At 74.4% G+C, this 11,508-nt stretch carries 9 protein-coding genes and 1 pseudogene; 7 read left to right on the top strand and 3 right to left on the bottom strand.

Annotation, left to right across the window (positions count from 1 at the left end; translation table 11 throughout):
* Positions 1 to 114 precede the first annotated feature (114 nt).
* Positions 115 to 1,011 (bottom strand): AfsR/SARP family transcriptional regulator, encoded by an 897-nt coding sequence (locus V6U90_RS19060; RefSeq protein ID WP_334438184.1) that lies wholly within the window; start codon positions 1,009 to 1,011, stop codon positions 115 to 117.
* Between the two features lie 448 nt (positions 1,012 to 1,459).
* On the opposite strand from V6U90_RS19060, the gene V6U90_RS19055 reads away from it, so the two are divergent.
* From V6U90_RS19055 to V6U90_RS19025, 7 genes and pseudogenes are all read left to right on the top strand, one after another.
* Entirely contained in the window at positions 1,460 to 3,217 is a 1,758-nt protein-coding gene (locus V6U90_RS19055; protein WP_334438182.1) for an acetyl-CoA carboxylase carboxyltransferase subunit alpha, read from the top strand.
* Positions 3,214 to 3,717 carry an acetyl-CoA carboxylase biotin carboxyl carrier protein gene (locus tag V6U90_RS19050; RefSeq protein ID WP_334438180.1) on the top strand — a complete coding sequence of 168 codons (504 nt, stop codon included), beginning with the start codon at positions 3,214 to 3,216 and terminating at the stop codon, positions 3,715 to 3,717. The genes V6U90_RS19055 and V6U90_RS19050 overlap by 4 nt, the downstream gene beginning before the upstream one ends.
* Before the next feature lie 2 nt (positions 3,718 to 3,719).
* A complete protein-coding gene (locus V6U90_RS19045) occupies positions 3,720 to 5,114 on the top strand; it encodes an acetyl-CoA carboxylase biotin carboxylase subunit (RefSeq protein WP_334438178.1) in 1,395 nt (464 codons plus the stop codon).
* A pseudogene (locus V6U90_RS19040) lies at positions 5,111 to 5,860 on the top strand (SRPBCC family protein); the annotation flags it as partial. The gene V6U90_RS19045 and the pseudogene V6U90_RS19040, both read left to right, overlap by 4 nt.
* A 133-nt stretch (positions 5,861 to 5,993) precedes the next feature.
* On the top strand, positions 5,994 to 6,401 hold the full coding sequence (locus V6U90_RS19035; RefSeq protein ID WP_334438175.1) for a cupin domain-containing protein: 408 nt from the start codon (positions 5,994 to 5,996) through the stop codon (positions 6,399 to 6,401).
* Complete coding sequence (locus tag V6U90_RS19030) at positions 6,401 to 7,672, top strand: beta-ketoacyl-[acyl-carrier-protein] synthase family protein (protein ID WP_334438172.1); 1,272 nt, start codon at positions 6,401 to 6,403, stop codon at positions 7,670 to 7,672. The genes V6U90_RS19035 and V6U90_RS19030 overlap by 1 nt, the downstream gene beginning before the upstream one ends.
* 53 nt (positions 7,673 to 7,725) lie before the next feature.
* Positions 7,726 to 9,006 (top strand): beta-ketoacyl synthase N-terminal-like domain-containing protein, encoded by a 1,281-nt coding sequence (locus tag V6U90_RS19025; RefSeq protein ID WP_334438192.1) that lies wholly within the window; start codon positions 7,726 to 7,728, stop codon positions 9,004 to 9,006.
* Here the strand turns inward: V6U90_RS19025 and yaaA are convergent.
* Together yaaA and V6U90_RS19015 are read right to left on the bottom strand one after the other, a co-directional pair.
* Entirely contained in the window at positions 8,956 to 9,750 is a 795-nt protein-coding gene (yaaA, locus tag V6U90_RS19020; protein ID WP_334438170.1) for a peroxide stress protein YaaA, read from the bottom strand. The genes V6U90_RS19025 and yaaA overlap by 51 nt on opposite strands.
* A gap of 55 nt (positions 9,751 to 9,805) precedes the next feature.
* Entirely contained in the window at positions 9,806 to 11,419 is a 1,614-nt protein-coding gene (locus V6U90_RS19015) for a hypothetical protein (protein ID WP_334438168.1), read from the bottom strand.
* Between the last annotated feature and the right edge of the window lie 89 nt (positions 11,420 to 11,508).

The following is an 11,508-nucleotide window of genomic DNA, read 5'->3' as shown; positions in this document are numbered from 1 at the left end:
GTGGCAGTCCCCGCGCAACGCGCCCCACGCCCCGCGCCCCGCGCCCCGCGCCCCGCGCCCCGCGCCCGAACCACGAACCACGCCCGAGCCTGAACGCCGTCCACGGGAGCCGACTCAGTCGACCAGACCGCCCATCCCACCCGGGCCGGCACCACCACCGGGGCCGCCCGGGCGGTCGGTGGTCGTCGCCGCCCGGTCCGGCGGCCGACGCTCGGTGGGGATGACCGGTGGGTGGCTACCCGCTCCGGAGGGGCGGGGCAGCCCCAGCGGCGAGAGGATGTGGTCGAGCAGCGCGCACATGGTCGGCGAGGGCTCCAGTTGCAGGTCCCGCATGATCAGATCGCGGTAGACGTAGAAGGCGTGGAGCGCCTCGTAGGCGTTCCCCTCGGCCAGGTGCACCTGGACGATCAGGCGGTGCGGGGTCTCCCGGAGCGGCTCGGCCCGCATCGCCTCCAGGGCGGCCTGGAGTGCCTCGCCGTGCTGGCCGGCACGTAGCTGGGCCCGGGCGATCTCCTCCAGGGCGTGCAGCCGCAACTGGCGTAGTCGCTCCCGCTCCACCAGTACCCAGTCGTCGTACCAGCCGGGCAGCAGATCGTGCCGGCCGGCGGCGAGCACCACCGCTGCCTGGCGGGGGACGGCGCCGTCGCGGACACCGGCCGCCGTCTGCACGAGTTCGTCGACGTCGAGCTCGACGGCCGGGTCGAGTCGGACGGTGTCCCCGACCGTGACCACCGGACAGTAGGCGGAGCGGCGCAGCCGCCAGAGCGCGGTACGCAGTCGGGACAGTGCCCGCTCGTCCGGGCTGTCCGGCCAGAGCAGGCCGCCGAGCTCTGCCCGGGTCGCCCCGGGTCGCAGTCCGACCAGGGCGATCACCCGTTGCAGCCCTCGGGGGATCACCACCGGGGCGCCGTCGTGCCGCAGGCGGAACCCATCCAGCAGGTCCAGGCGTACCCGGATGGCCGGGTCGGAGCCGGAGTGCCGTGTCCCGCCGCTGCTCTCTCCAGCGGCCATGGTCCACCCCCTGCGTCGGGATCACCGGAACGGCTGATCGGGGACAGTCGGCGGAAACATCGGCGTTCCGGCGACAGTCCTCACAAATGTGACGAACAGTATCAATCGGTCTTACTGTCCGTCAATGACCGGGCTGTCCCAGCCCTGCGACATCCGCTGCGGATCGTCCGCCTCAGGCCGCCAACCTGGAGTTTCGCCCGTCACCGGGGCGTCAACCGGGTCGCCGCCCGATCCTCGCCCCCGTGACAGTCGGTAGACGACACGGCGGAGATGGTGAGCCCACCGGAACCGGCGCCACCCACAGTGCGGCGGGGGCGGCCGGACGAACCGGGGCCGGCCACGGTGGTGGGGGAGGAGACGTCACCATGCACCGATCACTGATCGTCGCCCGGATCGCGCCGGACGCACAGGAACGGGCCACGGACCGTACAGGCACCGGAGAGCGACGATGACCGCCGGGGTGACGGTCGCGGATCCGGCGTGGGTACGCTGCCCGGTCTGCTCGGCCCTGCTCTACGGCAAGCGGCTGCGGCGCAACCTGCACGTCTGCCCCGAATGTGGCAACCACCAGCGGCTCGACGCGCTGACCCGGATCCGCCAGCTCACCGATCCCGGCACCTTCCGGCCCCTGCCCGGCCCGCCGCCGGAACGGCTGGATCCGGTCGGGTTCGTCGACCTGCTGCCGTACCCGCAACGGCTGACCGCGGTCCAGGCCGCCACCGGCCTGACCGAGGCCGTGGTCTGCGGTGAGGCCACCATCGCCGGGCACCCGGTGGTGCTCGCGGTGATGGACTTCCGGTTCCTCGGCGGCAGCCTGGGCTGCGCGGTGGGTGAACTCGTCACCCGGGCCGCCGAGCACGCCCTCACCCGACGCCGACCCCTGGTCGTGGTCACCGCCTCCGGCGGCGCCCGGATGCAGGAGGGCGTGCTGGCCCTGATGCAGATGGCCACCGTGAGCCAGGCGATCGCCGCGCTGCGCGAGGCGGGCGTGGTCACGGTCAGCGTGATCACCGACCCGACGTACGGCGGGGTGGCCGCGTCGTTCGCCATGAACACCGATCTGGTGCTCGCCGAGCGGGGCGCCCGGATGGGCTTCGCCGGTCCCCGGGTGATCCGGCAGACCCTGCGTCAGGAACTGCCCCCCGGGTTCCAGACCGCCGAGTTCCTGCTCCACCACGGCCAGGTGGACCTGGTCTTCGAACGGGGTACCCTGCGTGGCCGGCTCGCCGCCCTGCTCGCCGTCGCCGCCGCACCGGTCGCTCCGGCGCCGCCCCCGGCCACCGCCGCACCGCAGGATCCGGCACCGGTCCGTCGACACGCGACCGACGGCGTGCTGCTGACCGCACCCGCCCGACTTGCGCAACCGGACCCGTGGCGGGCCGTGCAGGCCGCCCGTGACCCGGCCAGACCCACCACCCTCGACTACCTCGACACCGCCTTCGACGGCTTCACCGAACTGCACGGGGACCGCCTCGGCGCCGACTGCCCGGCGATCGTCGCCGGCCTGGCCCGGCTCGGCGACCGTCCGGTCGCGGTCATCGGCCACCAGAAGGGGCACGACACCGGTGAACTGCGGGCCCGTAACTTCGGGATGCCCACCCCGGCCGGCTACCGCAAGGCGCAACGGGTGATGCGGCTGGCCGCCCGGCTCGGTCTGCCCGTGGTCACCCTGATCGACACCCCCGGCGCGTACCCCGGGGTGGCTGCGGAGGAGCAGGGCCAGGCGGGCGCCATCGCGGAGAGCATCCTGCTGATGACCGGGCTGCCCGCCCCGGTGGTCGCCGTGGTCACCGGCGAGGGCGGCAGCGGCGGCGCACTCGCCCTGGCCGTCGCCGATCGGGTCCTGATGCTCTCCGGCGCGGTGTACTCGGTGATCAGCCCGGAGGGCTGCGCGGCGATCCTCTGGAACGACCCGGCCGCCGCGCCGCGCGCCGCGCGGGCCCTGCGGCTCACCGCACCCGACGTGCTGCGGCTCGGTGTCGTGGACGCGGTCGTCCCGGAACCCTCCGGTGGGGCGCAGTCCGATCCGCTGGCCGCCGCCGACCTGCTCCGCCGGGGTGTCGACGAGGCGCTGACCCCGCTGCTCGCGGTCCCCACCGCCCAGCTCGTACGGCAACGGCGGGACCGCTTCCGGCGGTTCGGCACCCCCGGTACCCCCGCCTGCTCCGGCACCGCCGGCAGCCCCGGCCCGGAGCGCCTCCGGTGAGCGGGCGGACGGCCGGCGACCGGCTCCTGGCCGAGCTGGGCCAACAGGCCCGGGACATCGCTGCGGAGGTCACCGGTCCGCTGCGGCGGATCTGCGTCCGCAGCGGCGACCGGGTACTGGAGATCGAGTGGCACGAACCGCCGGTACCCGCTCCCAGCGGGTCGGCGGAGCCGGGTACCGGCCCGGTTGCCGGGACGGACCCGACCGGGCCGCCCGGCCCACCGGCCCCCGCCGATCCGGCGCCCGGGATCACCGTGCCCGCCCCCATGGTCGGCACCTTCTACCGGGCGGCGGAGCCGGGCGGGAAACCCTTCGTCGAGGTGGGTGAGCAGATCCGGCCCGGCCAGGTGATCGGCATCGTCGAGGCGATGAAGCTGATGAACCAGATCGCCGCCGACCAGACCGGGACGGTGCTCGAACTGCTCGTCGCCGACGGTGAGCCGGTTGAGTTCGGCCAGCCCTTGCTGCGCCTGCTCCCGGCCTCGAACGGGGGAGGGTGACCGTGTTCGAGAAAGTCCTCATCGCCAACCGGGGCGAGATCGCGTTGCGGGTCGCCCGGGCCTGCCGGGAACTCGGCATCCGTACCGTCGCGGTGTACTCGACCGTGGACCGGGACTCCGCCGTGGTCCGCTTCGCCGACGAGGCGGTCTGCATCGGCCCGCCGGAGAGCCGGCTCAGCTACCGCAACGCCGCCGCGATCATCGAGGCCGCCCGCAGTACCGGCGCGCAGGCCGTGCACCCGGGGTACGGCTTCCTCTCCGAGGATCCCGACTTCGCCGAGATCTGCGCCGAGAACGGGATCGTCTTCATCGGACCGCGCCCCGAGGTGATGGCGGTCCTCGGGGACAAGGCCCGGGCCCGGGCGGTGATGGCCGGGGCCGGCCTGCCGCTGCTGCCCGGCAGCCCGCACACCCTGGCCACGGTCGGCGAGGCCGCCGCCGTCGCCGACGAGCTGGGCTACCCGGTGATGCTGAAGGTCGCCGCCGGGGGCGGCGGGCGGGGCATGGCGGTGGTCACCGCCCCCGAGGAACTGCCCGGGGCGTACACCCGGACCAGGGCGGTGGCCCGGACGGTCTTCGGGGACGACCGGGTCTACCTGGAGCGCTACCTCTCCCCGGCCCGGCACGTGGAGGTCCAGGTGCTCTGCGACGCCCACGGCAACGCGGTGCACCTGGGTACCCGGGACTGCTCGGTGCAGCGCCGGCACCAGAAGCTCATCGAGGAGGGGCCGGCACCCGGGCTCGCCGCCACCACCATCGCCGCCCTGGAGGCTGCCGCCGTACGCGGGGCGCTCGCCGTCGGCTACAGCGGGGTCGGCACCTTCGAGTTCCTCGTCGACGAGGCGGAACGGTTCTTCTTCATGGAGATCAACTGCCGGTTGCAGGTGGAGCACCCGGTCACCGAGCTGATCACCGGCGTCGACCTGGTGCACGAGCAGCTCCACGTGGCCAGCGGCCTGCCGCTGCGCCTGCGGCAGGACGAGATCCAGGTCCGTGGGGTGGCCGTCGAGTGCCGGGTGAACGCCGAGGACCCGGACCGCGACTTCGCCCCGACGCCCGGACGGCTGACCGGCTTCCGCCCCCCTGCCGGCCCGTTCACCCGGGTCGACACCCACGGCCACCCCGGCTACCGGATCAGCCCGCACTACGACTCGCTGCTGGCCAAGGTCGTGGTCTGGGCACCCGAGCGCGAACTGGCGCTGAGCCGGATGGAACGGGCCCTCGACGAGTTCGAGGTCGACGGCGTACGGACCACCATCGGATTCCTGCGCCGCGTCCTCGACCATCCGCCGTTCCGCAAGGGGCGGTACGCCACCGACATCGTCGAGCGGCTGCTGCAACCGGCGGGATCCGTACCACCACCTGATGCCGAGCAATCCGCAAGGAGGACCAGATGACCGTGACGCCCGGTGACCGGACGGCGGTGGCCGTCGCCGACATCACCTCGATCCTCGTCCGCAACTGCGGGCTGGACGAGGCAGCGGCGGCGGCCTCGCCCGGCGCCTCCCTCGCCGAACTGGGGATGGACTCGCTGGCCCTGCTCGAACTCCAGGCGGTCGTCGCCGACCGGTACGCGGTGGCCCTCCCGGAGGACCTGACCCCGCTGACCATCGCCGAGGTCGCCGCCCTGGTCGACCGGTCCCGTTCCGCACCAGGCGGCGGGCGCGAACCGGCCGGGGTACCCGTCACCGGCGGCCACACCGAGAACAGTGTGGTGATCGCGGCCCCGCTGCCGCTGGTCTGGGAGCTGACCAACGACGTGACCCGGTGGACCGAGTTGTTCACCGAGTACCAGTCGGTGGAGGTGCTGGCCCGCGACGGCGACACCGTGCGGTTCCGGCTGACCATGGTCCCGGACGAGAACGGGGTGGCCTGGAGCTGGGTCAGTGAGCGCACCACCGACCCGGCGACCCGGCAGGTGCACGCCCGTCGGCTGGAACCCGGCCCGTTCGAGTACATGCACATCCGCTGGCACTACGAGGAGGTACCCGGGGGCACCCGGATGACCTGGATCCAGGACTTCGCCATGCGGCCCACCGCGCCGGTGGACGACGCGGCGATGACCGACCGGATCAACACCAACAGCCGGATCCAGCAGGACATCATCCGGGACAAAATCGAACGGGTGGCCCGGTACGGCTCGACCGACCTGCCCCCGGGTCCCGGACCGGTTCCCGGGCCCGACCTGGTGCCCGGGCCCCGCCCGGAACCGGCGGCCGGGGCCGGTACGGCCACCGCCACGTTGACCGGATCCGACGCGGCGACGGGAGCGGACCGTGACTGAGTACGCGGCCGTGGCCGCCCGGGACATCCCGCCGGACCACCGGCGCGGCGGTGAAATCCGCGTCCTGCTGGGACCGAGGACGGTGGGCAGTACCTCCGGTTTCATGGGGGTGGCCAGCCTCGGACCGGGGGAGCGCATCACCGAGCACTACCACCCGTACAGCGAGGAGTTCCTCTACGTCGCCCGGGGCGAGATCACCGTCGACCTGGACGACGAACCCATGCCGCTCGGCGCCGGGGAGGCGCTCTACATCCCGGTGAACGTCCGGCACCGGCTGCGCAACACCGGTACCGCACCGGCCGAGGTGGTCTTCCACCTCGGACCGCTGGCGCCCCGACCGGAACTCGGGCACGTGGACACCGAGCCGGCCGGCGAGTCCGAACGGGTGGAGGTGACCTGATGGCCGCGCGGCGTACCGTCGTCACCGGCATTGGCGTGGTCGCGCCGGGCGGGGTGACCCGGAAACAGTTCTGGTCGACCATCACCGAGGGGCAGACCGCCACCCGGCGGATCACCTTCTTCGACCCGTCTCCGTTCCGCTCGCAGGTGGCCGCCGAGTGCGACTTCGACCCGGCCGCGGCCGGGCTGACCGCCCGGGAACGCCGCCGCTCCGACCGGTACGTGCAGTTCGCGCTCGCCGCCTCCATCGAGGCGCTGGCCGACAGTGGACTGGAGCTGACCGACGCGGTCCGGGACCACACCGGCGTGGTCCTCGGTACCGCCGTCGGCGGCACCATGGCCCTGGAGAACGAGTACGTGGTGGCCAGCGACAGCGGCGCGGAGTGGCTGGTCGACCCGGAGTGCGCCGGCCCGTACCTCTACCCGGCGCTGGTGCCGAGCAGCCTCGCCGCCGACGTGGCCTGCCGGCACGGCCTGCACGGCCCGGCCCAGGTGGTCTCCACCGGCTGCACCTCCGGCATCGACGCGATCGGGTACGCCCACCAGCTGATCGTCGACGGCGAGGCGGAGGTGGTGGTGGCCGGCGCCAGCGACAGCCCGATCTCCCCGGTCACCGTGGCCTCGTTCGACGCGATCAAGGCGACCACCCCGGACAACGACGACCCGGCGCACGCCTCCCGGCCGTTCGACGCCGGCCGGACCGGGTTCGTCCTCGCCGAGGGGTGCGCCGTGCTGGTCCTGGAGGAACTGGCGCACGCCCGGCGCCGGGGCGCGCACGTCTACTGCGAACTGAGCGGGTACGCCAACCGCAGCAACGGCTACCACATGACCGGACTGCGCCCGGACGGGGTGGAGATGGCGCTGGCCATCACCGCCGCGCTGGACCAGGCCCGGCGCAACCCGGAGGAGGTCTCCTACATCAGCGCACACGGTTCGGCGACCCGGCAGAACGACCGGCACGAGACCGCCGCCTTCAAACGGGCCCTGGGCGCGGCGGCGTACCGGGTACCGATCAGCTCGATCAAGTCGATGGTCGGCCACTCGCTCGGCGCGATCGGCTCCATCGAGATGGCCGCCTGCGCGTTGGCCATCGAGTACGGCGTGGTGCCGCCGACGGCCAACTGGGCCAACCGGGACCCGGAGTGCGACCTGGACTACGTGCCGGTGACCGCCCGGGACCTACCGGTGGCGGCGGCCCTCTCGGTGGGCAGCGGTTTCGGCGGGTTCCAGTCGGCGATGCTGTTCACCCGGCTCCGGGACACCGGCCGGTGACCGCCGCCACCGAGGCCCGGCCCCGGCGTACCGCGAACGGCCAGGCCCCGCCGGTGTCGGGGCGGGCGGTGGTCACCGGGATCGGGGTGGTCTCACCGGCCGGCACCGGTCACGCGGAGCACTGGCGGGCGGTGCTCGCCGGGCAGCGCCGGATCGGCCCGATCACCCTGTTCGACGCCACCCGCTACCCGACCACCCTCGCCGGTGAGGTGGCCGGATTCGTCCCGGACCGCTGGGCGGACAGCCGCCGGCTGGTGCAGACCGACCGGTGGACCCATCTCGGGTTCGCGGCCACCCTGCTCGCCCTCGACGACGCCGGGCTGCCGGCCACCGCCGACGACCCGTACGCCTACGGGGTGACCCTGGCCAGTTCCTCCGGCGGGAACCTGTTCGGCCAGCGGGAGCTGCAACGGCTCTGGAGCCAGCCGTCCCGCACCGTTGGGGCGTACCAGTCGATCGCCTGGTTCTACGCGGCCAGCGTGGGGCAGGTCTCGATCCACCACCAGTTCAAGGGCCCGTGCGGGGTGCTGGTGGCCGAGGCGGCCGGTGGACTGGACAGCCTGGCGCACGCCGCCCGGCTGATCCGCCGGGGCACCCCGGTGGTGCTCGCCGGGGCGACCGAGTGCCCGTTGAGCCCGTACGCGCTGAGCTGCCAGCTCCGCTCCGGCCAGCTCAGCGTGGTCACCGACCCGGACCGGGCGTACCGGCCGTTCGACGTCACCGCCTGCGGCTACGTACCCGGGGAGGGGGGCGCGGTCTTCGTGGTCGAGGACGCCGCGCACGCGGCGGCCCGGGGCGCCCGGGTCTACGCCGAGGTGGCCGGCTGGGGTGCCACGCACGACGCCACGCACACCCGGCGGGACCGGGCCGGCGACCCCGGCCAGTACGCCCGCGCGATGCGGCTGGCGCTGGCCCGCGCGGCGGTCGGGCCGGACGAGGTGGACCTGGTCGTGCCGGACGCGCTCGGGGTACCCGGCCGGGACCGGAGCGAGGCGGCGGCCCTGCACCAGGTCTTCGGGTCCCGCACCCCGCCGGTGACCACGCAGAAACCGCTGGTGGGCCGCGCCCACCAGGGTGGGGCGGCACTGGACGTGGCGAACGCGCTGCTCGCCCTGGCCCACCAGGTGCTGCCGGCCACCACCGGGGTGGAGCTGCCCGGCGAGGGCTGCGAGCTGAACTTCGCCTGGCGGTCCCGTCCCCGGCCGCTCGACGTGGCGCTGGTCGGCGCGCGGGGATTCGACGGCTTCAACAGCGCCCTGCTGCTGCGGCGGCGTCCGGTGACGTCAGAGTTCGGTGACCACCACGTCGAGCCGTACCGGCTGCCCGGGCGGTGACGGCTGGTCGACGAGCCGGTATTTCAGGTCCCGCAGCGCGTCGGCCAGCTCGGTCACCGTGGTCGGGCGGGCACCGGAGGTGAGCAGGTCACGGACCAGCCGGCCCTTGGTGGCCTTGTTGAAGTGGCTCACCACGGTCCGGGTCACCCGCCCGGCCACCTCCCGCTCGTGCAGCACCCGGACCGTGGCGGTCCGCCCGGCCACCGCGCCCCGGGGACGCCAGGTCGCGGCGTACGCGCCGGAGCGCAGGTCCAGCACCGGACCGTCGCCGGCCGTCTCGGTCAGCACCGGGGCGAGCACCCGGCGCCAGTGCCCGGTCAGCGGGCCGATCCCGGGCAGGCTGACCCCGATCGCACACCGGTACGCCGGGATCGGGTCGGCCAGCCGGACCGCACCCCAGAGCCCGGAGCTGACCAGCACGCTCGATTCGGCCAGTGCGGCGGCGGTCGGCGGGAGGGTGCCGACGTCCAGGGCGGCGTAGAGCACCCCGGTGTAGACCTCGGCGGCCGGGGCGGTGGGCGCGCTGCGCAGCCCCGCGTTGCGGGCCACCTCGCCCTGCTGGCCGGGGCTGAGCCCGAGCGTCGTCCGGGCCGTCTCCGGATCCGTCCCGGCGCAGAGGTCCACCAGCGCCGTCAGCACCGCCTCCCGGGCCGGACGCAGTGCGGGCAGGCCGAGCCGGTCCGGCGCCAACGGTGCGCCGGAGCCGGCGGACTTGCCCTCGGAGGGCGGCAGCAGGATCAGCATGGGCGGGTGACTCCCGACGGGTGGTGCGGACGGTCCGGGCCAGGGTACGACCCGGTCACTGCCACGGCCGGACCGGCACCGCCGGGCGGTACACCCGGTACCCGCCGATCTCGGTGACCGTACCGTCGACCGCGCGCCGGTCCAGGTAGCGACGCAGCGCCCGGTCGGGTGCCGAGCCCGCCTCGAAGATGTACCCGACCCGGTCCGCCCCGTCCACCGCCGCCCGGTACGGCGGGTACCGGTTCTGTCCGGGGCGCAGCCGGTCGCCGAGTACCGCGCAGAGCACCTCCTCGTCGGTGTGGAAGACCATCCGGTGGCAGGTCCAGTAGTCGGTGTAGACGTGCCGTGGACCGTCCTGCCGCAGGACGGCGGCCAGCTCCCGGGCAGTCCGCTCCTCCGCCCGGATCGCCCCGGACTCGGCGACCAGCACGCCGGTGGTCCAGACCGCCAGCGCGGTGACCGCCGCGAGCAGCCCCGCCGCGGGGACCCCGGCCAGCCGCCGGGCCGGGCCGGCGGTCCGGCGCAGCAGCCCCCGGGCGGCCAGCCACGCCGGCCACAGCACGGCCGGTAGGGAGAGCTGGAGCACCGACAGGTACCGGGCGTTCTCCAGCGGCCCGGTCGCGGCGAGCGGGCTGCGGACGTACCCGGTCAGGGTCAGCACCGCCCCGGCGACCAGGGCGAGCTGCACGGCGGGCCCGACCCGGCCGGCGGTGTCCCCGGCCCGGCGCAGCCCGACCAGGGCGAGCACGGCGGCGGTCGCCAGCAGGCCGAGGTAGACCGGGGCGGACAGCGCCAGCCAGCGCGGGCAGCCGGCGGTCGGGCAGAACCCGCTGGCCAGGGGCAGGCTTACCGCCAGACCGCCGCGCAGCCGGTCGGCGAGCGGGGCCGAGCCGCCGGTACCGGCGCTGACCTCCCGGAACACCGACAGGGAATCCTCGCCGGGCGGTGCGGTCAGGTTGTCGACCAGCATCGGTGCCACCCCGACGACGAACCCGGCGACCAGCAGCACCGCCGGTATCCCGACCAACTCCCGGCCGGCGGCGACCAGCAGCACCAGCCCGGCCACCGCCAGGTACGGCAGGATCAGCCAGTCCGACCAGACGGCGATCCCGGTGAGCAGCCCGAAGGCCGCGTACGCCGGCCAGCGGCGGCGGAGGGTGCGCTGCCCGAGGACGAGTGCGATCAGCAGCAGCGCCACCACGATGGCCTTCACCTCGGGCCGACCACCCACGGCGGTGATCTGGTCCCGGACCACCCGTTCCGAGCCGAGCGCCAGCAGGCCGACGACGAACGTGGCGAACCACGGCGACCAGACCTTCCGGGTCAGCCGGTACATCAGGTAGACGAACAGGGCGTAGAGCACCAGCAGCGGCAGGCGCAGCACCGGCCAACTCGGCCCGGTCAGCGCGAGCAGCGGCGCGGCCAGGTACGCCTCCAGCACTCCCATGTAGTGCTGGCCGTAGAGGAAGACCGGCTGTTCCCGGCCGGCGGCGATGTGCAGGGCGGTCAGCCCGAAGGTCGCCTCGTCACTGTTCGAGCTGGGCACGGTGAACAGGGTCAGTACCAGCCGGTAGCCGACCCCGGCCAGCCCCAGCAGGAGCGCCACCAGCGCCGGCCGGTCCCACCGCCGGCGTACCCGTCCCGCACCACGTTGCGTCGTCGCTGACACGGCCCCTCCGTGGGCAGCCTCGCACGTCTGCCCCGGGCACACCGGGTGGTTCGGGTGATCCCCCCGACTCCCGCTCGCGTGGCCGGGTC

It is taken from the genome of Micromonospora sp. CPCC 206060, assembly GCF_036906895.1.
GTDB lineage: Bacteria > Actinomycetota > Actinomycetes > Mycobacteriales > Micromonosporaceae > Micromonospora.
This window is presented reverse-complemented; position numbering and strand designations above follow the sequence as displayed.